This is a genomic window from Streptomyces sp. A18, from assembly GCF_059026065.1.
In genome coordinates this window covers 215339-239902 of sequence record NZ_JBWLKL010000006.1, presented here as the reverse complement: position 1 = coordinate 239902, position 24564 = coordinate 215339, and the positions used below count along the sequence as shown (strand labels likewise).

Below are 24564 nucleotides of genomic sequence, written 5' to 3'. Positions count from 1 at the left end.
CCCAGGCCGCACGGCGAGCCGTCCGGGAACCGTTCCCCTCGGAGTCTGATAATTCGGGCTAATCGTTACAAAGCCTGATGTAGACCCAGGGGTGCCGCCTATGAAGCTCGAAGCCACTGTCGATGACCTGATGGACACGTTGCGCGCCGACCTCGAACGGCTGGCCGCGATCCCCTCGATCGCCTTCCCCGGCTTCCCAGCCGCGCCGGTGCAGGAGGCGCACGATCTGCTGGTCGAGCTGTTGCGCGATGCGGGGGTGCCGACCGTCGAGCGGATCGACCTGCCCGACACCGCACCCGTGATCTACGGGGAGATCCCGCCGCCGACCCCCGACGCGCCGACCGTCCTGCTCTACGGCCACTACGACGTCCAGCCGCCCGGCGACGAGAGCCTGTGGAAGTCGCCGCCCTTCGAGCCGACCCCCATCGATGAGGCGGGGGGCGGCCTGCGCGCCCGCGGTATCGCGGACGACAAGTCCAACGTCATCGCGCACCTGGGGATGCTGCGGGCCTACGGAGGCAGGCCGCCAGTCGGGATCAAGATCGTCATCGAGGGGCAGGAGGAGTACGGCAGCGCCTTCGACGACTATCCGCCCACCGACCCGGAGCGGTTCGCCTGCGATGCCATGGTGGTCGCCGACCTCGGCAACCTCCGGCCCGGCACCCCCACCCTCACCACCGCCCTGCGCGGCGCGTCCGAAGTGGTCGTGGAGGTGCGCACCCTCGACGAGCCGCGCCACAGCGGGGAGTTCGGGGGCGCGGCACCCGACGCGCTGCTCGTGCTCCTCAAGGCCCTGGCCACCCTGCACGACGTACACGGGGACGTGGCCGTCGAGGGGCTGCGGCGCGAGGACTGGAGCGGCACGAGTTACACCGAGGAGGAGTTCCGCGAACTGGCCGGGGTGGTGGACGGGGTCCCGCTCATCGGCAGCGGCAGCCTGGGCGAGCGGCTCTGGAGTGGCCCCGCGATCACGGTGATCGGCCTGGACGCGCCGACCGTCGAGCACGCGGCGTCGGCTGTCGTGCCGTACGCACGCGCCAAGTTGAACCTCCGCTTCCACCCCCGCCAGGACCCGAAGGAGGCGCAGGACAGGCTGGTCGACCACCTGCGCTCGCTCACGCCGTTCGGCGTCCCGCTCACCGTCACACCCGGCGACACCGGCCCCGGATACGAGGCGGCCACCGGCGGTCCCGCCTACCGTGCCGCGCGCGCCGGGCTCAAGGAAGCCTGGGGCGAGGACGCCTCGTTCGTGGCGACCGGCGGCTCCATCCCCCTGGTCAACGGCCTCGCGAAGGCGGCTCCCGGCGCCGAGGTCCTGCTCTTCGGCGCCCAGGACAGCATGTGCAATCTGCATGCCCCGAACGAACGCGTCCTCTTCTCCGAGCTGCGCAACACGGTCGTCGCCATGGCGGCCTTCGTGCGCGAGTACGCCGCCGACTTCGACGGATCCGATGGCGCAGCGGAGAGCCGCGCATGAGCAGTACCGCGACGGATCCCGGCACCGAAGAGCCGCAGCACAAACGGAAGTTCGCCTTCCCCAGCGCCCTGACCATCCTCGCGATCGTCACTGTGGCCGTCTGGCTGCTGGCCTTCCTCATCCCCTCCGGCGCCTACGACCGCAATGCCGAGGGTGCTCCCGTCGAGGGCAGCTACCACCGCGTCGCATCGGACCAGAGCTTCGTCGACCGGCTCAACGACCTCTTCCTCGCCCCGGTCAACGGCCTGTACGGCATCCAGGACGAGAAGTCGGGCGTCGTCGGGCCCGACATGGCCGGTGAGCTGTACGGCAGCGCGGGCGTGTTCCTGTTCGTGCTCGCCATCGGCGCGTTCATCACCGTCGTCTTCGCCACCGGCGCCCTCGACCGGGGCATCGGCCGCCTCGCGCACCGGCTGCGCGACCGCGGCGCGATGCTGATCGCTGGCGTGATGCTCGTCTTCTCCGTCCTCGGCACGGTCGAGGGGTTCGCGGAGGAGACGCTCGGCTTCTACGGCCTGATCGTGCCGCTCATGCTCGCCCTCGGCTACGACCGGATGGTCGCGGTCGGCGCGATCATCCTGGGGGCGGGGATCGGCGTGCTCTGCTCGACGGTCAACCCGTTCGCGACCGGAGTCGCATCCTCCGCAGCGGATATCTCGCTCGGCGACGGCATCGTGCTGCGGTTCGTGATGTGGATCGTCCTGACGGCGGTCACCATCGCCTACGTCATCCGCTACGCGAAGCGCGTACAGAAGAACCCGGAACGCTCCCTCAGCGGCTTCCTGCCCGGCGACCGCGAGCAGACCGCCGCCGACGCCGGAGACGTGCCGGAGCTGACGCGCCTGCACAAGTCCGTCCTCGTCCTGGTCGCACTCGTCTTCGCCTTCATGATCTTCTCCGTGGTGCCCTGGGCGAGCGCGCTCACGGGCAACGCGGACGCGAAGCCGTACGGCTTCGAACTCGGCTGGTCCTTCCCGCAGTTGGCGGCGCTCTTCTTCTGCGCGGCCGTGCTCGTCGGGTGCGTGGCGCGGATGGGCGAGCAGAAGCTCAGCTCGACGATCATCCAGGGCGCGGCCGACTTCATCTCGCCCGCCCTGGTGATCGTGCTCGCGCGCGGCGTCACGGTGATCATGAACAACTCGAAGGTCACGGACACCGTCCTGCACTCCATCGAGGGCGTCGTGAAGGGCACGTCCTCCGGCGTCTTCGCGGTCATCGTCTTCGTCGTGAACCTGCCGCTGGCCTTCCTGATCCCGTCCACCTCCGGCCACGCGACCCTCGCCATGCCCATCCTCGCCCCGCTCGCCGACTTCGCCGACGTCTCGCGGGCGGTCGTCGTCACGGCGTGGCAGGCGGCGAGCGGCTGGATGAATCTGTGGGTGCCGACCACCGCCGTGACCATCGGTGGCGTCGCGCTCGCGAAAGTCGGCTACGACAAGTACCTGCGCTTCGTCTGGCCGTTGCTCGCCATCTTGTTCGTACTGATCTGCGTGTTCGTGGCCCTCGGAGCGGTGATGACATGACGACTTCCTCGACAACCCCGACCCCCTCAGACGCAACTGCTCGCCCCACGGCCGCCGCGTACCGCAATCTCGCGGTCGCCACGGTCGGCTTCACGCTCACCTTCTGGGCCTGGGACCTGATCGCGCCCCTCGGCAGCGACTTCGGAGAACGGCTCGGGCTCACGTCGTTCGCGCAGTCCCTGCTGGTCGCCGTGCCGGTCATCGTCGGCTCGCTCGGCCGCGTCCCGGTCGGTGCGCTCACCGACCGCTACGGCGCCAAGCTGATGTTCCCGCTGATCTCGGCGCTCACGATCGTGCCGGTGCTGCTGATCATTCCGGCCAAGGACAGCTTCGTCGTGATGCTCGCGGTCGGCTTCCTGCTCGGCCTGGGCGGTACGACGTTCGCGATCGGCATCCCGCTGGTCAACTCCTGGTTCCCGCCCGCGCACCGCGGCTTCGCGCTCGGCGTCTTCGGGATGGGCATGGGAGGCGTGGCGCTCTCCGGGTACTTCACGCCGCGCATCGCCAAGCACGGCGAGAACCTGCCGTTCCTGGTCGTGGCGATCGCCCTCGCGGCGTTCGCGGTGATCGCGGCGCTGCTCATCACCGACCGACCCGACCGTCCGGTACCGACGAGCCCGCTCGCGACCCGTCTCGGCGAGGCCGGGCGGCTGCGGGTGACGTGGGAGCTGTCCGCGCTGTACGCGATCGGGTTCGGCGGCATCGTCGCCTTCGGGGTCTATCTGCCCACGTACCTGAAGACCTGGTACGACCTCTCGCCCACGGAAGCGGGCACCAAGGCGGCCGGGTTCGCGCTGGTCACGGTCATCTTCCGGCCCATCGGCGGCTGGCTCTCCGACCGGATCCACCCGGCCACGGTCACCTCGTTCGCGCTGGCCGTCGTCGCGGTCTTCGCCATCGCGCAGGCCTTCGAACCGTCGCTGAATCCCGGCGGCACGATCTGCTTCCTGGTCATGGCGGCCGGGCTCGGCACGGCGAGCGGCAGCGTCTTCGCACTCGTCTCGCAGGTCACGCCACAGGCACAGGTCGGGTCCGTGACGGGCATCGTGGGAGCGGTGGGCGGCCTCGGCGGTTTCGTCCCGCCGCTGGTCATGGGGGCGATCTACAGCGCCAAGGACTCGTACTCGATCGGATTCATGCTGCTCTCGGATCTGGCGCTCGCCGGGTGCGTGTACGCGTACGGGCGGATGCGGGGTCTGCGGGCCGGGTAGCCGAGCGGTCTGTGGGGCGTGCGGTCTGTGATGCGTGCGGCCTGTGGTGCGTCGGCCTGTGGTGCGTGCGGTCTGTGGGGCGTGTGGTGAGCGGGTTATCTTCGGCCGATGGGCCTTTATCCGGAGATCGAGCCGTACGACCACGGCATGCTCGAAGTCGGCGACGGAAACCGCGTGTACTGGGAGGCCTGCGGCAATCCGCTGGGAAAGCCGGCGGTGGTCCTGCACGGCGGGCCGGGGTCGGGGTGCACGCCGTACTTCCGGCGGTTCTTCGACCCCGACGCGTACCGCGTGGTGCTCCTGGACCAGCGCGGGTGCGGGCGGTCGACGCCGCCCGCGAGTGACCCCCGTACCGACATGAGCGTCAACACGACCGGTCATCTGCTGGCCGACCTGGAGCTGTTGCGGCGGCACCTGAGGATCGAGCGGTGGCTGGTGTGGGGCGGGTCCTGGGGCTCGGTCCTAGGGCTCCGGTACGCGCAGACGCACCCCGAGCGGGTGTCGGAACTGGTGCTCACGGGGCTCGCCACGGGGAGCCGGGCCGAGGTCGAGCTGTTGACCCGAGGCCTCGGGCAGATCTTCCCCTCGGCGTGGGAGGCGTTCCGGGACGGGGTCCCGGAGGGGGAGCGGGACGGGGACCTCGCCGCCGCGTACAACCGGCTCCTCGAGTCTCCTGATGCGGGGGTCCGGGCGGTGGCGGCGCGGGCGTGGACCGATTGGGAGACGGCGTTCGCGTCGCGGGCGCCGCGGTCTGTTCCCCGGTACGAGGACGAGAGCTTCCGCGCGGGCTTCGCCCGGACCGTCACACACTACTTCGCCCATGACCACTGGCTGGGCGGGGACGAGGTCGTGCTGCGGGACGCGGGGTCGCTGGCCGGGATTCCCGGGACGCTGGTGCAAGGGGTTCTTGACCTCGGGAATCTGGTGGGGGTGCCCTGGCGGCTTCAAGCGGCTTGGCCGGGGAGTGAGTTGATCCTGGTCGGGGGTGTGGGGCATGACGCGGGGGCGCGGGGGATCGCGGATGAGCTGGTGGCGGCGACGGATCGGTATCGGGGGCGGGGCTGAGGTTCGGGCTTTCAGCCCGTCCGGCGATTGAGGACGAACCCGGCGGAGCCGGTGATGAGGGTGCGCAAGGCCCCTGCGCAGCAGGTTTTCGTGCAGGGGCAGGGGCAGGGGCAGGGGCAGGGGCAGGGTGGCGGGGTCGGGGACTAGTCCTGTTCCTCGCCGAACAAGTGCCGCACCGTGGACCGGTAATTGGTCCGGACGTGGGTCAACGCCCGCTCCCGCGCCAGCCCCGCATCCCCCGAAGCAACCGCCTCATACAACTCCCGGTGCTCCGCGAGGAGATGCGTCCACTCCTCGTTCCGCCGTGTCATCCACCGCAGCCGGCCGTCCACCGGCTCCATGACTGACGTCAGCAGACCGTTCCCCGCCATCGCCAGAAGGCGGTCGTGGAAGCGCGTGTTGATGTCCGTGATCGCCTCCCCGTCCGCCGTGCGCGTCGCCTTCGCGGCGCTGTCGAGCAGCGCGGACAGTTCCGCGAGGCCCTCCTCCGTGGCGCGTTCCGCCGCGCGGCCCGCCGCGTAGACCTCCAACGCCTCGCGCAGTTCGAAGAGTTCGGTCACATCCGTGCGGGTGAGCCGGCGGACCACGGTCCTGCGCGGCGTCTCGAAGGTGACGAAGCCCTCGGCCACCAGGGCCCTGATCGCCTCGCGGACCGGGACCCTGGACACTCCGAGGCGCTCGGCGAGCTCCCGTTCGACCAGGCGGTCGCCCGGTCCGAGGCGTCCGGCGATGATCTCCTGCCGCAGCTCGGCGAGCACGCGTTCACGTACGGCGGCCAGCGGCTGCTCCACGGTCGTCATGAGGTCCATCATTGCCGAACCCCGGATCGATTTACCGATTCGTAACCGTACGGATATTGCCGGGCGCACTCGGCGGCGGGAGCATGACGGAATCTTTGGTATACCAAATTTTGGGATACCAAAGGGCGCCGCACCTCCGTCCCCCTTCGCAGGAGGCCCCGTGTCCCTCACCCAGCGCGCCGACGCCCCAGGCGCCGCGACCGACTTCGTGCCCGATCCCCGCCTCACCAACGAGGACCTCGCCCCCACCGCCGAACGCAAGTGGAAGGTCTTCGACCTCTTCGCCCTGTGGATGTCCGACGTCCACAACCTCGGCAACTACACCTTCGCCGCCGGTCTGCTGGTCCTCGGCCTGAACGTCTGGCAGATCTTCACCTCGCTGCTCGTCGGCTTCGTGCTCATCTACGTCGGGATGAACATGATGGGGCGCATCGGCCAGCGCCACGGCGTGCCCTTCCCCGTCGTCAGCCGCATCAGCTTCGGCGTCTGGGGCGCCAACATCCCCGCCCTGATCAGGGCCGTGATCGCCATCATGTGGTACGGAATCCAGACCTACCTGGCCTCCATCGCCGTCAACGTGATGCTGATCGCCGCCTTCCCGAGCCTCGACGCGTGGACCGAGCACTCCTTCCTCGGGCTGCACGCCCTCGGCTGGTGCTCGTTCGTCGCCCTCTGGCTGGTGCAGGGGCTGATCATGACCCGAGGCATGGAATCCGTACGTAAGTTCCAGGACTTCTGCGGGCCCGCGATCTGGGTCGTGATGATCGCCCTCGCCGTGTGGATCCTCTGGAAGGCCGGCTGGACCATCTCGCTCACCAGCACCCCGAACCCGGTCTCCACCGGCGAGCAGGTGCGCCAGTGGTTCGGCGCCATCGGTCTCATCCTCGCCACCTACGGCACGCTGATGCTCAACTTCTGCGACTTCTCCCGCTTCGCCCCCGACTACCGCACCGTCAAGCGCGGCAACTTCTGGGGCCTGCCCATCAACTCCACGGCCTTCGTGATCCTCTCGGTGATCGTCACCGCGGGCAGCCTGGAGGTCTTCGGCAAGGCCATCACGGACCCCGCCGAACTGGTCGCAGAGATCGGCAACACCTGGGTCCTCATCTTCGGGGCGCTCACCTTCGCCGTCGCCACGATGGGCGTGAACATCGTGGCCAACTTCGTCTCACCCGCGTACGACCTGGCCAATGTCTGGCCGCAGAAGATCACCTTCAAGATCGGCGGGATCATCTCCACGGTCGCCGCGCTGCTCGTCACGCCGTGGAACCTCTACTCCAACCCGACCGTCGTGAACTACTTCCTGGGCGGCCTCGGAGCCTTCCTCGGACCGCTGTTCGGGATCATCGCGGTCGACTACTTCTGGGTGAAGCGCGGACGCATCGACGCCGACGCGCTCTTCAAGGCCGAGCCGGGATCGCCGTACTACTACAAGAAGGGCGTCAACCCGAAGGCGCTGGGAGCCTTCGTACCGACCGCCGGTGTCGCCGCGGTGTGCGCGCTCGTGCCGTTCTTCGACTACGTCGCGCCGTACTCCTGGTTCATCGGGACGGCCACGGCCGCGCTGCTCTACGCGGTCCTGTGCCGCGCCGAGCGGACCGCCGCATCCGCCGAACCTGCCGCATCCGCCGCGTTCACCGCCGAAGTGGAGGGCTAGTGCGCATCGTCGTCACCAACTGCAATACGACGCGGGCGATGACCGAGGAGATCGTGGCAGGCGCGCGGGGCGCGGCGGCCCCCGGCACCTCCATCGTCGGGCTCACCCCCGCCTGGGGGCCGGAGTCCGCCGAGGGGTGGCTCGACAGCTATCTCTCGGCCGCCGCCGTCCTCGACACGCTGCGCGGACACGAGGAGTCGTACGACGCCGTGGTCATGGCCGGGTTCGGCGAGCACGGACGTGAGGGAGCCCGGGAGCTCCTGGACGTGCCCGTCGTCGACATCACCGAGGCCGCGGCCCATCTGGCCTGTCTGCTGGGGCGGCGATACGGGGTCATCACCACCCTCGACCGGGCGCGCGGCCAGATCGAGGACAGCCTGCACGCGGCGGGCGTCGCGCAGAATTGCGCCGCCGTCGTGGGGACCGGGCTCGGCGTACTCGACCTCGGGGACTCCGAGGTCACCGTCCGCGCCTTCCTCGCGGCGGCCGAGCGAGCCCGCGACGCGGGGGCCGAGGTCCTGGTGCTTGGCTGCGCCGGAATGAGCGGGCTGCAGGAGAAGGTCGGCGCGGCCCTCGACATGCCGGTGGTCGACGGCGTGGCCGCCGCGGTGAAGCTGGCCGAGTCGCTCGTCGGACTCGGCCTGACCACTAGCCGCGTCGGTGGCTACGCCAAACCCCTTCCGAAGACGCGTACTTGGGCGCCGCCGTCGGAGTGATTCTTCGGGTGAACTGTCACCGGATCGGCGGTGTGCGGGGAATCGCGGTGGCCGGGCGACCGCAGACTCCGGGGAACGCGCCGGGCCCATCCGGCGCCGAGCAACTGGAGGCGTCCGGTGTCGCAGCCGCCCTTCCGATCGCCTTTCAGATCGCCTTTCCGATCGCCCTTCCGATCACCCGGGCGAGCCTGTCTCCGCAGCAGTCTCGCCCGGCTCCTCGCCGCCGCGCTCCTGATGGGCGCGACGGCGGCGTCGGGTGGAGCTGCCCACGCCTCTGCCCACGCGTCTGCCCACGCCTCTGCGCACGCGGACACCGTCCCCGCCACCGACTTCTGGGTAGACCCGAAGAGTGCCGCCGCGCGCCAGGTCGCCGCCTGGCGGAGCCAGGGCCGCACCGCCGACGCCCAGTTGATCGAGCGTATCGCCGAACGCCCCCAAGCCCTGTGGCTGCACGACCCGGGGCCGGGCCCCGCGGTCCGCGCGGCCACGGAGGCGGCGGCCGCGGCGGGGACCACCCCGGTGCTCGTCACCTACTTCATCCCGCACCGGGACTGCGGTGACTACTCCGGAGGCGGGGCGGCGAGCGCGGCAGAGTACCGGCAGTGGGTCGACGAGTTCGCCGCGGGCATCGGTGACCGCGCCGCGTACGTCATCGTCGAACCGGACGCCGTGGCGCAGAAGATCGCGGGCTGCGAGAAGGCCGACGCCGACGAGCGGTACGGGCTGCTCGCCTACGCCGTCGACCGCGTCAAGGCGCGCCCGCACACCAGGGTCTATCTCGACGCGGGCAACGCCGGCTGGCTCCCGGACGAGAGCCGCCTCGTCGCCCCGCTGCGGCAGGCCGGGATCGTGCAGGCCGACGGCTTCGCGGTCAACGTATCCAACTACCAGACGAATGAGGTCAGTTCGGAGTACGGACACCGCATCGCCACGGCACTCGGCGGCTCCGAACACTTCGTCGTCGACAGCAGCCGCAACGGCAACGGTCCCTACACCGGCGGCGACCAGGCCTGGTGCAACCCGCCGGGTCGCGCACTCGGCACCCCGCCCACCACCGCCACCGGCGCCCCCGCGCTCGACGCCTACCTGTGGATCAAGCGGCCCGGCGAGTCCGACGGAACCTGCCGGGGCGGGCCGAGAGCGGGGCAGTGGTGGCCGCAGTACGCGCTGGGGCTCGCGAGCAGGGCGCGGGGCTAGGGATCAGGTGGTCTCGGGCACGACCGCCGTCGCGGTGATCTCGACGAGCTGACCGTTGTAGCCCAGGCACGTCGTGCCGAGCAGCGTCGAGGTGTGCGGGCCCTTCGCGAGCAGGTCGGAGGCGCGGACGACCTCCCACGCCTCGCTCAGCGGGCCGGGCTCGGTGCCCACGACGTACACCGTGCTGGCCACCACCTGCGTCAGGTCGCTGCCGATGGCGCGCAGGGCCTCGTCGAGGTTGGCGATGACCTGCTCGGTCTGGCGCGCCACGTCGCCTTCCCCGACGAGGTTCCCCGCCGGGTCGAGCGGCACGGAGCCCGCCATGAACGCGAGCCTGGTGCCTGCCTCGACGACGGCGGCGTGGGCGTATCCGGGCGGTGGGAAGAGGGTGGGCACGACGGTGCGGCTGGGGGTGGTCATGGCGCCGATCGTGCGGGACGGGGACGGTGGCGAGCCACCGATTTTCGCCGGTGGGGCGGGGCTCCCGGCATCTACTCTTGGACGGCTGACCTAGGCTGGCGTGCGGGAATGGCCTCTGGGTGAGTGGTGAGTGGTGAGTGGTGAGTGGTGAGTGGTGAGTGGTGTCGTGAGTGGTGAGTGGTCGCGTGCGGGTGAGTAGTGCGGGTGAACGAGATGGTGGCGGTGATGGCGGGGGCCGGCGCGGTCACTGATGCCGCCGTCGTACCCGCTGGGCTCGGGGAGCTCCTGCGATCCTGCGCGGCTGTCTTCCTTCCGGCCGAGGTGCCGAGGCAGGGGCGGATCGCTTTCTGGGCGCCCGAGGGGAAGCTGCCTGCTGGTCCTGCCGGGGGCGGGCTCCCCGGGGCCACCGAGGGTGAGCTCGCCGTCGTACGCCGACACGGCAAGGGCGTCCGTACGCGTACCGTCCCCGCGCTGATCCTGCCGGTGACGGAAGCGGTCCCTCTCCTGCTGCGCGCCGCGCCGTCCGCGCACCCGTCCCCGGGCCCGCTCCTGTCACCGCCCCGGTCCCTGCCTCTGTCCCCGGCGGTGGCCTGCTGGGCCGCTGCCGCCCGGCACGCCCTGCACCTGGCCGCGCGGGGCAGGCTGCTGCCCGGCCTGACCGGCGGGGACCTGGACGCGTGGCGGGCCGGGCCACTGGACGCCGCCGACGTCACGCAGCTGCGGGCGATCGCCGCGGCCCTACCGGCGGAGGGGCATGCCGTCCCGCTGCCCGGCAGTGGGCCGCTCCTGCTGCCCGAGCCGTTCGCCCTGGTCAGGGCCTTCGTTGACGCGGTCGTGGACACCCTGCCGCGTACGCCCGCCGCCGCGCACGCGGTCGGCGCGCCCTTCGCGGCCCGGGAGCCGCAGCGGCTGCCGGGCGCGCGGGAGTGGGCCGCGGAGGTGGCGGCCGGGATGGACGCCGGGGTGCGGGTGTCGCTGCGGCTTGATCTGCAGGCGCACGAGGTGTTCGACGGAGCGACGGGAGACGCGCCCGGACCCGAGGGCGATGAAGTGCCCGGCGGCCCCCGCGGGAGCACGGCGAGCCCGGCGGCTGCCGTGGTGCAGGTCCACAGCCTCGCCGACCCGACCCTGGTCGCGGACGCGGCCCAGCTCTGGTCCGGGGCGGCCGACCACTTCGGCCCGCGCGCCCGCGTGGACACGCTGCTCGCGGTGCGGCGCGCGGCCCGCGTATGGCCACCGCTGAGCCGCCTCCTGGAACGCCCGCGCCCCGACGTACTGCCGCTGAGCGAGGGGGAGTTGTACGAGCTCCTCGGTGCGGCGGCGGGCAGACTGGGCGCGGCGGGGGTGGCCGTGCACTGGCCCAGGGAACTGACCCGAGGCCTGACGGCGACGGCCGTCGTACGCCCCGCGCCCGGCACGGCGGCCGACAACTTCGACTTCTTCAAGACCGAGCAACTGCTGGAATTCCGCTGGCAGTTGGCGCTGGGTCCGCATGACGGGCAAGGCGAGGGCGAAGGCGACGGCGCCGGTGGCCCCCTCACCGAGGCGGAGATGGACATCCTGGCGGAGGCGCACCGCCCGGTCGTACGCCTCCGTGACCAGTGGGTCCTTGTCGACCCCGAACTCGTACGCAAGGCACGGAAACGGGATCTGGGCCTCCTGGACCCGGTGGACGCGCTGTCCGTCGCGCTGACGGGTGCGGCGGAGGTGGAGGGTGAGCGGGTCGAGGCGGTCCCGATCGGCGCCCTGGCCCGGTTGCGGGAACGCCTCACCGACGACCTGCGCCCCGTCACCCCGCCCCCCGCGCTCGCCGCCACCCTCCGTGACTACCAGCTCCGCGGCCTGGCCTGGCTGGACCGGATGACGTCGCTCGGCCTCGGCGGCTGCCTCGCCGACGACATGGGCCTCGGCAAGACGGTCACCCTCATCGCCCTCCACCTGCACCGGGCCCGCCGGGAGCCGACGCTCGTGGTCTGCCCTGCGTCGCTGCTCGGCAACTGGCAGCGGGAGATCGAGCGGTTCGCGCCGAGGGTGCCGGTGCGCCGCTTCCACGGAACGGGCCGCAGCCTGACGGGCGATCTGGAGGGCGGTTTCGTCCTGACGACGTACGGAACGATGCGTACGAGTGCGCCCGAACTCGCTTCCCACGCCTGGGGGTTGGTGGTGGCGGACGAGGCGCAGCACGTGAAGAACCCGCACGCGGCGACGGCGAAGGCACTGCGTACGATCCCCTCCCCGGCACGCGTGGCCCTGACCGGCACCCCGGTCGAGAACAACCTCTCCGAGCTCTGGGCCCTGCTGGACTGGACGACGCCGGGTCTGCTCGGCCCGCTCAAGTCGTTCCGCGCGCGCTATGCACGCCTGGCGGAAGGCGGGGAGTTCGCCGAGAACGACGAGGCGATGGCCCGCCTGGCGCGCCTGGTCCGCCCCTTCCTCCTGCGCCGCAAGAAGTCGGACCCCGGAATCGCACCCGAGCTGCCGCCGAAGACGGAGACGGACCATCCGGTCACCCTCACCCGCGAACAGGCGTCGCTGTACGAGGCGGTCGTCCGCGAGACGCTCGCCCGCATCGAGGCGTCCGAGGGGATCGCGCGCAGGGGCCTGGTCATGAAGCTGCTGATGGCGCTGAAGCAGATCTGCAACCACCCGGCGCAGTACTTGAAGGACGGCGAGATCGCGCGGCGCGACGGCCGCTCCCGCTCAGGGAAACTGGAGCTGCTCGACGAACTCCTGGACACGATCCTGTCGGAGGACGGCTCGGTACTGATCTTCACGCAGTACGTGGAGATGGCTCGCCTCCTCGCATCACACCTGGCGCGGCGCGGCATCGGCACGCAACTCCTGCACGGGGGTACGCCGGTCGCGCGCAGGGAGGAGATGGTGGACCGCTTCCAGTCGGGCGAGGTCCCGGTGTTCTTGTTGTCCCTGAAGGCGGCGGGCACGGGCCTGAACCTCACCCGAGCGGGCCACGTGATCCACTACGACCGCTGGTGGAACCCGGCGGTCGAGGAACAGGCCACGGACCGCGCCTACCGCATCGGCCAGACCCAGCCGGTGCAGGTCCACCGCCTGATCGCGGAGGGCACGGTGGAGGACCGCATCGCCGAACTCCTGGCGGCGAAACAGGCGTTGGCGGACGCGGTACTGGGCGGTGGCGAGGCAGCTCTGACGGAACTGTCGGATGCGGAGCTGGCGGATCTGGTGTCGTTGCGGAGGGTGTCGTGAGGGGCGGGGATTCTGGCCTGGGCGCCGAGGACGGTACTGGTGGCCGCGCCGGGGGTGCCGGGAGTGTCGGCGGTGCTGGTCGTGCGGGCGGTGCGGGCAGTGCGGATGATGACGGTCGAGTCGACCGCGCCGAAGCTGGCGGCGCCAGTCGCGCCGGACGGTCCGGTGTGGACCCCGCCAGTCGTGCCGAGCGAAGCAGCGTGCGCCCCGCCGGCCGCACCGCCGGCCGCCCCGGAATGACCTCCGTCAGCCGCGCCACCGGCGCCGGCCGGGTCTTTCCGCCGCTCCCTCAACACCCCGACCCCCAGGCCCCGTTCGCCACCTCCTGGTGGGGCAACGCCTGGATCGGCACGCTGGAGGGGACATCGCTCGACGCGGGACGGCTCGCGCGCGGGCGGGCCTATGCCCGTGAGGGCCACGTCGACACCATCACGGTCGCACCGGGCCGCGTCGTGGCGTACGTACACGGCAGTCGCCCCCGCCCGTACCGCGCCGAGATCCGCATGCGCACCCTCACGCCGGAGGACTGGAACAACTTCCTGGACGCGGTGGCGACCGAACCGGCGCACATCGCGGCGCTCCTGGACAAGGACATGCCGCACGCGCTGGTGGACGCGGCGGAGCGATCAGGCGTCCAACTCCTCCCGGGTCCAGGCGACTTGGTCCCCTCCTGCACCTGCCCGGACCACGGCCGCCCGTGTAAACACGCGGCGGCCCTCACGTACCAAACAGCCAGACTCCTTGACGCCGACCCCTTCGTACTCCTCCTCCTGCGAGGCGGGGACGAGCAGGCGCTGCTCGACGAGTTGGCCCAACGCAACGCGCACGCGGCAGCCAGCGAACAATCCACTCCTACGCGGGGAGCGACCGAAGCGTCACTCCCCGGCACCCTGGCGAGGGACGCCCTGGCGACGGACTACCGCCCCCCGTTGCCGCCACCGCTCCCCGCCCCCGCCCACCCGGGCGAACCCCCACTGCTCCCCTCGCTCCCGGGCGCCCCGAACCCCACATCCCTGGAGTTCCTGGCCACGGACACGGCGAACCGGGCCCACGCGTACGTGACCACCGGCTCGGACCCTCTTCCCGCGGCCGACCCCTGGCGCGACGCGGTGCGCCTGGCCGCATCCCACCCCGGCCTGACGGGCCGCCGCACCTTCAGCCGCCAATTCGCGGAACTGGCAAGGTCGGTGGACCACACCCCCACGGACCTCTCCCGCGCGGCAGCGGCCTGGCGCCAGGGCGGCGAGGAGGGCCTGGCGGTCCTGGAATCCCCCTGGGATCCCCCGGCGGGCCCCTTCGACCGAGCCCGAGGCGCCCTGATCACGGCAGACCTCCCGCGCATGACGATCCACCGCAACCACCTGACGAACGCATCCGGTTCCCTCCAACTCCGCTACGGCCGGGACGGCCGCTGGTACCCGTACCGGAGCGAACCGGGCCGGGACGACTGGTGGCCGGAGGGGGAGGCGGACGTGGATCCGGTGGGGGCGGTGGCAGGGATGATCGGTTCGTGACGCCGCGCCGGCCGGTCCGGCTGACCGGTCGGGCTGACCAGTCCGTCACGCACGCAGGTGAGCGAGCAACTCGTCCCCTGCCGGATAGGGGCTCTCCACGGGGAGGAGGCTCTCCGCGGTTGCCAGGTCGTTCTCGCGTACGAGGTTGTGGATGGCCGTGGCCTTCTCGGTGACGTCCGTGATCGAGACCGTCCACTCGTCCGCGTACCGGCGCGCGGCGTCGCCCGCGAGTCCCAGTTGGAGGGAGCGGTGGGGGAGTGGATTCAGGTGCAGGTCGCGTTCCGGGTCCCACTGGACCCGGGTCGGGGCGCGCTTCAACTCCCGCTTCCAGGAGGCCTGGTCGGGGTGAACCCCGTGCTCGTAGTGCGACAGACAGGCGTTGCGGAGGGCCCACTCGAAGCCCTCGCGGGTGATCTCCACCGCGAGGACGGTCTCCTGGCCATCCTTCGCGGCCCAGCCGCAGCGGTACATCATCCACAGGAAGGACGGCTTGATCCACGTCATGCGGTCGCGCTTCCACGCGGCGGGGAACCGGCCGGTGCGGGCCGCGGGCTCGCCGATCCCGGGGGCGTACGCCTGGTAGACGGTGACCGTCGACTCCGTGTGCAGGGCGCGGATCTGGCGGGTGGGCGGTGCGGTGATGGTGGTGGCGTCGGCCGGGTCTGTGCGGTTCATGGCGTCAGCCTGCGGCTCTGACGGACCCGTTCGCCAGCGAATTGTCGGGCCTGGGGTCCGTCGTCGGGCCCGTTCAGGGGATCGCCTCGATCCGCCCCATGTGCTCCTCGCCCCACTCTCCGAGCGGCATCATCGCCCGGTTGAGCGACTGGCCGAACTCCGTCAGGGAGTACTCCACCTTCGGCGGGACCTGGTGGTAGGCCTCGCGGTGCACCAGGCCGCTGTTCTCCATCTCCCGCAGCTGGAGTATGAGCATCCGTTCGCTGATGCCGGGCACGGCTCGCCTCAACTCGCCGAAACGTAGGGGGCCTTCATGGAGGGCGAAGAGAATGAGGCCCTTCCATTTGCCGCCCATGAGGTCGATGGCGGCGTCCAGGCCGCACGTGTACGCCCGCTTCTTCGTCGGCATTCGCGCCCCTCCCCGTTCTCACTGATCTGACTGTTCTCACTGTTCTCACTGACAAAACTGTGGGTACCTGACACAAATGTAGGTACTTGTCGGAATGTCTGTGAAGGCCCAGCATGGATCGCATCCCCGACCAACCCACTCCGGACTGGAGCGACTCATGCCTGCGCGTACCCCAACCCCCGTGACACTCATCGGACTTGGCTCGATGGGACGGGCGCTTGCCGACGCGTTCATCGATGCCGGGCACCCGACCACCGTATGGAACCGCAGCCCCGAGAGAGCCACGCCTCTCGTCGCCAAGGGGGCGGTCCACGCGGTGGGGATCGCGGAGGCCGTGGCCGCGAGTCCATTGGTCATCGCGTGCCTCTCCACTTACGACGCCACGATCCAGGGTCTGGAACCGGCCTCCGCCGCGCTGGCCGGACATACTCTCGTGACCCTCAACAGCGGCACCCCTGCCGGTGCCCGCGAGATGGCCGCCTGGGCCGCGGCGCGCGGTGCCCGGTTCCTCGACGGAGCGGTGAAGAACGTACCCGCGGCCGTGGGAGAGCCGGACACGCTGCTCTACTACAGCGGCGACAAGGCCGTCTTCGACGAGCATGCCGAGACCCTGCGCGTGCTGGGCGGCGACACCGTCCACCTCGGCACCGACGTGGACCTCGCCGCGCTCTACGAGTCAGCCGTCGGCGCCACCCTGCTGCCCGCGCTCCTCGGCTTCTTCGAGGGCGCCGCGCTCGTCACCGCTCGTGGCCTGGAAGCGGGCACGATGGTGCGGTACAGCGTGAAGTGGCTGGAGATGATCGCCGCTATCCTCCCCGCACTCGCGAAGGAGATCGACTCCGGTGACTACAGCGCACCGGCTTCGTCCGTCGGCCTCTTCCACGACGCCATCGGCTACGAGCAGCAGACGGGCGAGGAAGCGGGCATCGACCTCTCCTGGCACGAGCCCATGAACGAACTCCTGCGGCGAGCCGTCGCCGACGGCCACCGTGAGCACAGCATCTCCGCCCTGGTGGAGGTGCTGAGAAAGCAGCCGGGCGTGACGTCCGGCTCGTCCGCCTAGCCCGTCGGACACACCCCGCCGATCGCGTCGGTGTCCGCGGAAACGTCACATTGCGGAAATACTCGCGTCCCTTCCCCTCCAAGAACACCGCCTAGCCTGGATCACAAGCCCAGGCCGATGTCGTCCGGCGGCACGTACCCGTCGATGCCCCTTCCGATGACGACAGGAACACGGTGAGCCCGGTGATCCCGCGAGCAACTTCCCCGCGAGCCACGTCCCCGCGCGCAGTTTTCCCGCGCGCGGCTTCCCTTCCGCCCTGGCTCGGTCATGCCTTGCGTGCGCAGCGTGGGCCCGTGCCGTGGCACTCCGTGGTGCGGGGGGCCCTGGCCGCTGGGCCCGTGTTGTGCGCGGGTGTGGTTGCCGGGTGGGCTTCCGTGGGGGTGGTGGCTGCTCTTGGGGCCATGTTGGCCGGGATCAATGACCGGCCGGGGAGTCGGCGGGTGGCCGTGCGGCGGATCGGGGTGCCCGCCGTCGCCGGGGCGGGTGGGCTTGTTTTCGGGGTGTACGTCGGTGACGGGGTCGGTGGGGTCTCTTATCTGCTGCCTCTTCTCTTCGCCTTGCTCGGGCTGCTCGCCGGTGCCTTCAGCGCCGTCGGGCCCGTCGCCTCCGCCGCCGGTACTCAGTTGCTCGTCGCCGCCGCCATCGGGGCGGGGATGCCGTTCCCCGAGCCCGGGTGGCAGCGTGCGCTGTTCTTTCTCGCCGGGGCTGGGTGGCTGATCGTTCTTCGGCTCGTGCTGCCGTCGCCCGACGGTCGCAAGGGAGTTGCCGGGCCCTACCGTCTCGACGGCGAGCGCGCCGCCGTCTTTGCCGTCTACGAAGCCGTCGCCGCACTCCTCGACTCCGTCGGCACCTCCCGCTCCACCGCCCGCCGCGCCGCCCTCACCGCCGCCCTCGACCACGCACAGGACGCCCTCTCCGGGCCGCGCCTGCGGCGGCACGCCAGTTCCGCGGCCGAGCGGCGGCTGCACGCGCAGTACCTCGCCGCCCTGCCGCTCGGCGAAGCCGCTACCGCGCTCGCCTGGTCCGGTGAGCCGCTGCCGGGGCGCGCCGGAGAAGGGCCGCGCCGCCTCGCCGCCGCCGTCCGTGACGGTGTCCCGTGCGGTCCGCTGCCCGCGCCCGCCCGCGAGGGCGCCGGGCTCCGCGCCCTCGACGACGCCCTGCTGCACGCCGCCGAAGCCTTCGACAGCGGCAACGCCCGACCTCCGCACGGCCACAAGCGCGGCCCCCTCGACGTACTGCGCACGGCGGCCGGTCCCGGCGGGCGCGAGTACGGCGTGCGGGTCGCGCTCTGCTTCGGGGCGAGCGTGGCCGTCGCGCAGGCCCTGCACCACCCGCACTGGTACTGGCTGCCCGCCACCGCCGTCTTCCTGGTCAAGCCCGACCTAGGGCCGCTGGTCTCGCGCGTGCTGTGCCGCGCGCTCGGCACCGTCCTCGGCGCATTCCTCTTCGCCGGGCTCGCCGCCCTGCTGCCGCGGCCCGCCGGGCTTGTCATCACGGTCGCCGTGTGCGGCGCGTTGATTCCCGTCGCCACGCGGCACTTCGCCGCCCAGACCGCCGTGGTCACCGTCCTCGTCCTCGCCCTCGTCATGGTGGGCGGGGAGCCGCAGGCCTCCTGGGGGCGGATCGGCGAGACGCTGCTCGCCTGCGGGATCGTCCTGCTCGTCGGGCATCTGCCGTGGCCCGCGCAGCGCGGCGGTCGCGTGCAGGACCGTCTCGCCGCCGCCCGCGAGTCCGCGCACGCGTATCTGCGCCACGTCCTGAGCGGCGCCGGCGAGGCTGGGCCCGCGGGCGCCGACCACCGCGCCGCCCGCTGGGCCCTGCGGCGCGACGCCTACCGGGCCCTGGCCGAGGCGCGCGCCGCGATCGACCTGGCCGCCGCCGAACTCCCCACCCTGGCGAAGCACTCCGAGGGCTCGGAGCGGGTGGCGGCCACCCTCGAACGCCTCGTCGACACGACGACCGCCTGCGCGGTGCACGTCGACGACACGGGACGCCTGCCGCGGCGGCACGCGGAGCGCCTCGACGAGCTGCTCGCGGAGCTCACCGTGGTGGCGTGACCACCGCGGCCAGGGAGTGAGCCCTCAGAAGTCCACGCGCACCTTGTCGTCGAGCCGTGCCACCGAATCCTGCGCGTACTCCTTCACGTAGTCCTCGCGGATCTCCTCGATCAGGGCGTCCCGCTTGTGCGCCTGCTTCGTCGGATACAGCAGGATCAGCTCGTACGAACGCTCACGCTCGATCTTGCCGTTCGAGTCCCGCCACTGGCCGCGGCCGTCCTGCACCGTGAGCCCGTCGGGGAACGACGGCGTCACCTCGTCGTCGATGAACTCCATGAACTGCTCGTCCGTCACATCGGGTCCGCCGTCGGGGCGTTCGGTCCCGAAGAGGAGCCGTGTCTCGGTGTAGGCCTCGCCGCGCGCCACCTGGGACGTGGTGGGCGTGCCGGTCCCGCGCGTCTCGGTGTCGAACGAGGCGTACGCGGCCGGGGCGCCGACGGCGAGCACCGCCGCGGCGGCCGTGGCCGCGGCGAGACGGGTGCGGGAGATGCGGGAGAGGGCGAGAGGCATGGCGGCTGATCCCTTTCTGTTTCTGCGGGGGAGGGGCAGATCAGTCTCTACGTCGGTCTTTGCGGGCGTGTGGATCTCGTGTTCCACAGGCGTGTGGATCTCTGTGGATCTCCGTGGATCTCTGAGTACGTTGATCCATAACGGGCGCAGACGGTAGCGGACACGCCACAGCCCCGCCCCCTCCCTCGCGTCCGCACGGCTGGATCTCTCTCCCTGCCCGTAAGTCGCCGTCTTCCCTTCCGACACACAACTCCCATACGTTTCATGGGACTTGGCCGAAGAAGTGAAGGGGCAGCCGGCATGAAGGCACGTACAGGGGCAGGCCTTGCCATGGCGGTCGCGGCGGCGGGCGCACTGGCGTTCGGAGGCGCGGGGGCCGCGAGCGGCACCGGTCTCGCCGTCGACGACCCGGCGCCGCAGTCGCCGTACACGTCCACCACCGGCGTCGGCGTCCACAACGCCTATGAGAAGTCGAAGTACCCGTACTTCGCCGACGCCCTCGACTCCGGCGCCGGAATGCTCGAACTCGACGTGTGGACCAATGCCTTCGGCAGCGGCTGGCGGGTCTCGCACAGCAACCCGGTCGGGAACGACAACAACTGCGAGAACGCCGCGAGTCCGGCCGAATTGCGCACCAAGCCGCGCAACCAGAGCCTCTCCGGATGCCTCGCGGACATGAAGAGCTGGCACGACGCCCACCCCGGCCACCGGCCCATCCTCGTCAAGGTCGAGCTGAAGGACGGGTTCCAGGGGAAGAACGGCCGCGGGCCCGCCGACCTCGACGCCCTCCTGACCGGCAAGCTGGGCGACGCCGTCTACCGTCCCGGTCAGCTCACCGGAGGACACGCCAACCTCGACGAGGCCGTACGGAGCGACGGCTGGCCCCAACGGAGCGCTCTGGCAGGGAAGTTCATCGTCGAGCTCATCCCCGGCACCGTCGAGCAGGGCAACCCGGCCGACACCCTGTGGACCGACCGCGAGTACGCCACGCATCTGCGCGACCTCGCGGCGGCCGGGCGGCTCGGTGAGGCCGCCGCCTTCCCCGCCGTGCTCGGCGCCGAGGCGGGCGACCCGCGCGGGCGGTACACGGACGCGGCGATCCGGCCCTGGTTCGTGCTGTTCGACGGTGACGCGTCCGCGTACGCGGGCGGCGCCATCGACACCAAGTGGTACGCCGACCGGCGCTATCTGGTCGTCATGACCGACGCCCACAACGTCGCCCCGGCCATCGACTCCGTGAACCCGACCGAGACCCAGGCCCGTGACCGCGTCGCCCTCCTCGCGCGCGGCCACGCCAGCATCGTGTCGTCGGACTGGTATCCGCTGCCGGGAGTCCTCTCCACGGTGGTCCCGCGCGGCTAGGGGGTGACAAGGCGGCCGGGGCTAGCGCTCGATCCGTATCCACACCGGCGCGTGGTCCGAGCCCGTCGCGTTCCTGCGCTCCGACGGGTCCTCGTCCCCGACCGACGGCAGCGCGGTCGCCGTCGAGCCCGGCACGCCCGTGCCCGCCGCCGTCACCAGATTCAGCAGGCCGCGGCTCACCAGGACGTGGTCGATCAGCTCGCGGCGTCCCGCGTGGATGCGGGAGTAGCGCTGCTCGGCCGGGATGAGCGGGGCCACGTTCCACAGCCGCTTCGCGTCGCCCTTGTCCGGCTGGTCGAAGCCGGGCGTGCCGATCTCGGAGCCCGGCGGGCCGAGCAGGATCTGAGTCGTCGCGGCCGACACCTCGTCGTTCAGGTCGCCGAGCACCACCACGTCGTGATGGCGGCCGTCGCCCTTCAGGAGGCGGTCGGCCAGCGCGCGCACGAGCGTCGCCTCGGCCGCACGCCGGTACAGCGCGTACGCCCCGAAGCGGGCCCGCTCACCCTCGTCCCGCGGCTGGAAGCGCCCGCCGGGGTACGAGAGCAGCTTCGACTTCAGATGGCAGACGGCCGCGTCGAAGAAGAAGGCACGCGTCGTCACCGTCACCGCGAGCACCCCACGCCCCGCCTGCGCCACGGGTTTGCCCGCGTCGCTGACCTGCACCGGTCGCATCGGCGCCGGGAAGGGCGTCTCGTCGGCCACGACGAACACCGGCAGCTGACTGAGGAAGCCGACCCGCGTGCCGCGCTCGTCCGCGTGCTCCGACAGCGTGGTGTGCCAGGTGCCCTCCAGCATCCCGGCCAGATCCGTGAGCGCTTCCGGGTCACCGACCTCCTGCACACCCAGCACGCTCGGGTTCAGCGCCTTGATCGTCGCCGCGAGCGAGGCCAGCTTCGCCTCGTACGCGGCCTTGTCCTTGGGCCCGAACGTGCCGCCGGGCCGGTAGAGGTTCTCCAGGTTCCAGGTGCCGACGAGCATGGCGGGCTCCCACTGTTCGCGCGCGGTCGGTGGTTTGACGGGGCTGCCGTCAGCGTGCCCGCGAAACCGGCGACGCGACAGGGCACGGGATGCGCACTCCCCGTACCTTGAAGAGATGACGCCGCCTCCCGCGCACGGCCCCGCCGACCTCGTCATCACGGGCTGCACGGCCCTCGTCCACGACGAGAGGGGCCAGGTCGGATTCCTCGACGACGCGGCCCTCGTCGTACGCGACGGACGCATCGACGCCGTCACCACCACCCCTGCCGTGGCCGGACTCCAGGCCGCCGAGCACATCGACGCACGCGGCCAGGCAGCCCTGCCCGGACTGATCAACTGCCATACGCACACGCCGATGGTGGCCCTGCGCGGCCTCGCGGAGGATCTGCCGGCACACGAGTGGTTCAACGACTGGATCTGGCCCATCGAGTCCAATCTGACCGACCGCGTCGTCGGGCTCGGCGCGCGGCTCGCCTGCGCCGAGATGATCCGCGGCGGGGTGACGACCTTCGCCGACCACTACTTCTCGATGGACACCGTCGCCGACGCCGTCACCGACAGCGGTCTGCGCGCCAACCTCGGAGCCGCCTTCTTCTCCTCGCAGGGGCCCGAAGGGCGCGCCGCCTCCCTGGAGTTCGCACTGCGGCAGCGCGGCGCGGCCGACGGGCGCATCACCACCTCGCTCGCCCCGCACGCCCCGTACACCGTCGACGATGTGGACCTCGCCGCGACCGCCGAACTCGCCCGCGAGCACGGCCTCATGGTCCATCTGCACGCCTCGGAGAACCGCGCCCAGACCGACAACAGCCTGGAGCGCCACGGCCGCACCCCCATCGAGATCCTGCACCGCACCGGACTGCTCGACGTCGACGTCCTCATCGCACACGGCACCGGCATCCTCGACCGGGACCTGGCCGTGCTGCGGCATGGCACCGGCCGCGTCGCCGTGGCGTCGGCGCCGCGCGGCTACCTCAAGTTCGGCTGGGACACCACGCCCGTGCGCGCCCTGCGCGAGATCGGCATCCCCGTGGGCCTCGCCACGGACGGCGCCGCGTCGAACAACACCCTGGACGTATGGGAGTCCATGGCACTCACCGCACTCGTGCAGAAGTCCACCGAGCGCGACCCGGCCTGGCTGACCGCGCGCCAGGCACTCGACCACGCCACGCTGCAGAGTGCGCGGGCCGTCGGCCTGGGCGACGAGATCGGCAGCCTCGCGCCGGGCCGCCGCGCCGACATCGTCCTCGTGGACCTGGACGGGCCGCACACCCAGCCCGTGCACGACCTGGCGGCCACGCTCGTGCACGGCGCGCGCTCGGCGGACGTCTCCACGACGATCGTCGACGGGCGGATCCTGATGCGCGACCGACGGCTGCTGACCCTCGATGTGCCGGACATCGTCCGGGAGTTGGGCGCCGAACTGCCCGCCCTGATCGACCGCAGCCACGGGAAGCGGATCCAGGAGTACGAGGGCTGAGAGCGAGGGGAGTTGTTCGGCTGCCCAGGGTGTACGCATCAGCGTCATCTGCGACCTCCTGGGAGTGCCGCCCGATCACCGCCCGGACTTCCGGGCCTGGACCGCTTCGATGACGTCCCGAATTCTTTTCAAGATTCTTCGCCAGGACCGATGAGTTCCGGCGATCCCGCAGGTCACCCCTCACGAGAAGCACGGATCCGAGGGGCGGGTCCGCAGGAGGGACTGAGTGACCATGGGACTTCCCGGCATCGTCACACGCGAGGAGTGGCTCGCCGCGCGCGAGGAACTGCTCGCCAAGGAGAAGGCGGAGACGCGGGCGCGTGACGCGCTCAACGCCGAGCGGCGCCGGCTCCCGATGGTGGAGATCGACAAGGAGTATCTGTTCGACGGTTCCGACGGCAAGGCGACGCTGTTCGACCTCTTCGACGGAGACGCCCAACTCATCGTCTACCACTTCATGTTCGCCCCGGAGTGGGACGCGGGCTGCCGCAGCTGCTCGGCCTTCCTCGACCAGATCGGTCACCTCGCCCATCTGCGGGCCCGCGGCACGAGCTTCATCGCCGTCTCCCGGGCGCCGTTCACCAAGATCCTGCCGTTCAAGGCACGGATGGGCTGGACGGTGCCCTGGTACTCCTCGAACGACAGCGACTTCAACCGGGACTTCGACGCCACCGTCGGCGAGGGCGACGAAGCCCACGAGCAGCCGGGCCTCAGCTGCTTCCTGCGCGACGGCGACCGGGTCTTCCACACGTACTCGACGTACGCGCGCGGCCTCGACTGGGTGGCCTCCTACTCCAGCCTCCTCGACCTCACCGCCCTCGGCCGGCAGGAGGAGTGGGAGGAGCCGAAGGGCCGGGCGACGGGCCTCGGGGCTCCTGCGGGCAGCGGCCGGGTGAGGTATCACGACGAGTACGAGATGTGAGGAACGGACACAACCAGGTGTCAGGTCCGTCACGTCGCGAGTCCTTTCCGCCCCTCGGCGCGTTCTACTCCGTGAGAGTCCGTGAGGACTGCCGACGGGGGAGCAGAAGGACGATGATGAACAGCCGAGTGGTACTGGAACGCTTTCCGGCCGGTGGGCCGCGAGGATCGTGGCCCGCTGAGGAGTTCGCACGGGCCCGCCGTATGGAGGGCCAGCGGGCGGAGGTCGTGATGGACCTCGCATCCGACGCCTTCCTGGTGATCGTGCGCGAGACCGTCCCCGAGGTGGCGGCCGCGGCCTGAGACA

Annotated in this window: 21 protein-coding genes; 15 read left to right on the top strand and 6 right to left on the bottom strand. The window is 71.2% G+C overall.

The window, feature by feature from the left end; genetic code table 11:
• Nucleotides 1-100 precede the first annotated feature (100 nt).
• From AC5P1C_RS13060 to pip, 4 genes are all read left to right on the top strand, one after another.
• A complete protein-coding gene (locus AC5P1C_RS13060; RefSeq protein WP_493865924.1) occupies nt 101-1477 on the top strand; it encodes a M20/M25/M40 family metallo-hydrolase in 1377 nt (458 codons plus the stop codon).
• Nucleotides 1474-3000, top strand: coding sequence for a YfcC family protein (locus AC5P1C_RS13055; protein WP_493865923.1), 1527 nt, complete (start codon nt 1474-1476; stop codon nt 2998-3000). The genes AC5P1C_RS13060 and AC5P1C_RS13055 overlap by 4 nt, the downstream gene beginning before the upstream one ends.
• Entirely contained in the window at nt 2997-4211 is a 1215-nt protein-coding gene (locus tag AC5P1C_RS13050; RefSeq protein ID WP_493865922.1) for an MFS transporter, read from the top strand. Before AC5P1C_RS13055 ends, AC5P1C_RS13050 begins: the two co-directional genes overlap by 4 nt.
• A gap of 108 nt (nt 4212-4319) precedes the next feature.
• Nucleotides 4320-5276, top strand: a complete 957-nt coding sequence (gene pip, locus AC5P1C_RS13045; RefSeq protein WP_493865921.1) for a prolyl aminopeptidase — start codon at nt 4320-4322, stop codon at nt 5274-5276.
• Nucleotides 5277-5419: 143 nt separating this feature from the next.
• On the opposite strand, the gene AC5P1C_RS13040 is transcribed toward pip, so the two are convergent.
• A complete protein-coding gene (locus tag AC5P1C_RS13040; RefSeq protein ID WP_493865920.1) occupies nt 5420-6076 on the bottom strand; it encodes a GntR family transcriptional regulator in 657 nt (218 codons plus the stop codon).
• Between the two features lie 160 nt (nt 6077-6236).
• Here AC5P1C_RS13040 and AC5P1C_RS13035 point away from each other — a divergent pair, with 160 nt between their 5' ends.
• The 3 genes from AC5P1C_RS13035 (at nt 6237) to AC5P1C_RS13025 (ending at nt 9646) form a co-directional block, all read left to right on the top strand.
• A complete protein-coding gene (locus tag AC5P1C_RS13035) occupies nt 6237-7733 on the top strand; it encodes an NCS1 family nucleobase:cation symporter-1 (protein ID WP_493865919.1) in 1497 nt (498 codons plus the stop codon).
• On the top strand, nt 7733-8449 hold the full coding sequence (locus AC5P1C_RS13030) for an aspartate/glutamate racemase family protein (RefSeq protein ID WP_493865918.1): 717 nt from the start codon (nt 7733-7735) through the stop codon (nt 8447-8449). Before AC5P1C_RS13035 ends, AC5P1C_RS13030 begins: the two co-directional genes overlap by 1 nt.
• Nucleotides 8450-8683: 234 nt before the next feature.
• A complete protein-coding gene (locus tag AC5P1C_RS13025; RefSeq protein ID WP_493865917.1) occupies nt 8684-9646 on the top strand; it encodes a glycoside hydrolase family 6 protein in 963 nt (320 codons plus the stop codon).
• Nucleotides 9647-9649: 3 nt separating this feature from the next.
• On the opposite strand, the gene AC5P1C_RS13020 is transcribed toward AC5P1C_RS13025, so the two are convergent.
• Nucleotides 9650-10066, bottom strand: a complete 417-nt coding sequence (locus AC5P1C_RS13020; RefSeq protein WP_493865916.1) for a RidA family protein — start codon at nt 10064-10066, stop codon at nt 9650-9652.
• Nucleotides 10067-10291: 225 nt separating this feature from the next.
• Between AC5P1C_RS13020 and AC5P1C_RS13015 the strand changes: the two genes are divergently transcribed.
• Together AC5P1C_RS13015 and AC5P1C_RS13010 are read left to right on the top strand one after the other, a co-directional pair.
• Nucleotides 10292-13291 (top strand): SCO1167/SCO6262 family helicase, encoded by a 3000-nt coding sequence (locus AC5P1C_RS13015; RefSeq protein ID WP_493866063.1) that lies wholly within the window; start codon nt 10292-10294, stop codon nt 13289-13291.
• A gap of 200 nt (nt 13292-13491) precedes the next feature.
• Nucleotides 13492-14805 (top strand): SWIM zinc finger family protein, encoded by a 1314-nt coding sequence (locus tag AC5P1C_RS13010; protein WP_493865915.1) that lies wholly within the window; start codon nt 13492-13494, stop codon nt 14803-14805.
• Between the two features lie 45 nt (nt 14806-14850).
• Here AC5P1C_RS13010 and AC5P1C_RS13005 read toward each other — a convergent pair whose 3' ends face one another.
• Together AC5P1C_RS13005 and AC5P1C_RS13000 are read right to left on the bottom strand one after the other, a co-directional pair.
• Nucleotides 14851-15480, bottom strand: a complete 630-nt coding sequence (locus AC5P1C_RS13005; protein ID WP_493865914.1) for a DUF4291 domain-containing protein — start codon at nt 15478-15480, stop codon at nt 14851-14853.
• A gap of 73 nt (nt 15481-15553) precedes the next feature.
• On the bottom strand, nt 15554-15889 hold the full coding sequence (locus AC5P1C_RS13000) for a winged helix-turn-helix transcriptional regulator (RefSeq protein ID WP_493865913.1): 336 nt from the start codon (nt 15887-15889) through the stop codon (nt 15554-15556).
• A 157-nt stretch (nt 15890-16046) separates the two neighbouring features.
• Between AC5P1C_RS13000 and AC5P1C_RS12995 the strand changes: the two genes are divergently transcribed.
• On the top strand, nt 16047-16952 hold the full coding sequence (locus AC5P1C_RS12995; RefSeq protein WP_493865912.1) for an NAD(P)-dependent oxidoreductase: 906 nt from the start codon (nt 16047-16049) through the stop codon (nt 16950-16952).
• A 440-nt stretch (nt 16953-17392) separates the two neighbouring features.
• A complete protein-coding gene (locus AC5P1C_RS12990; RefSeq protein ID WP_493865911.1) occupies nt 17393-19009 on the top strand; it encodes an FUSC family protein in 1617 nt (538 codons plus the stop codon).
• A 24-nt stretch (nt 19010-19033) separates the two neighbouring features.
• Here AC5P1C_RS12990 and AC5P1C_RS12985 read toward each other — a convergent pair whose 3' ends face one another.
• Entirely contained in the window at nt 19034-19519 is a 486-nt protein-coding gene (locus tag AC5P1C_RS12985; protein ID WP_493865910.1) for a DUF3574 domain-containing protein, read from the bottom strand.
• Between the two features lie 300 nt (nt 19520-19819).
• Between AC5P1C_RS12985 and AC5P1C_RS12980 the strand changes: the two genes are divergently transcribed.
• Nucleotides 19820-20881 (top strand): phosphatidylinositol-specific phospholipase C domain-containing protein, encoded by a 1062-nt coding sequence (locus tag AC5P1C_RS12980; protein WP_493865909.1) that lies wholly within the window; start codon nt 19820-19822, stop codon nt 20879-20881.
• Nucleotides 20882-20902: 21 nt separating this feature from the next.
• Here AC5P1C_RS12980 and AC5P1C_RS12975 read toward each other — a convergent pair whose 3' ends face one another.
• A complete protein-coding gene (locus AC5P1C_RS12975; protein WP_493865908.1) occupies nt 20903-21859 on the bottom strand; it encodes an endonuclease/exonuclease/phosphatase family protein in 957 nt (318 codons plus the stop codon).
• Nucleotides 21860-21974: 115 nt separating this feature from the next.
• On the opposite strand from AC5P1C_RS12975, the gene AC5P1C_RS12970 reads away from it, so the two are divergent.
• The 3 genes from AC5P1C_RS12970 to AC5P1C_RS12960 all read left to right on the top strand — a co-directional run bounded on the left by AC5P1C_RS12970 (nt 21975) and on the right by AC5P1C_RS12960 (nt 24560).
• The gene (locus AC5P1C_RS12970) at nt 21975-23336 is read left to right on the top strand and encodes an amidohydrolase (protein ID WP_493865907.1); all 1362 of its coding nucleotides are present in this window, start codon (nt 21975-21977) and stop codon (nt 23334-23336) included.
• A gap of 232 nt (nt 23337-23568) precedes the next feature.
• Nucleotides 23569-24258, top strand: coding sequence for a DUF899 domain-containing protein (locus tag AC5P1C_RS12965; protein ID WP_493866062.1), 690 nt, complete (start codon nt 23569-23571; stop codon nt 24256-24258).
• Nucleotides 24259-24374: 116 nt separating this feature from the next.
• Complete coding sequence (locus AC5P1C_RS12960) at nt 24375-24560, top strand: DUF8839 family protein (RefSeq protein WP_493865906.1); 186 nt, start codon at nt 24375-24377, stop codon at nt 24558-24560.
• The last annotated feature ends 4 nt before the right edge of the window (nt 24561-24564 follow it).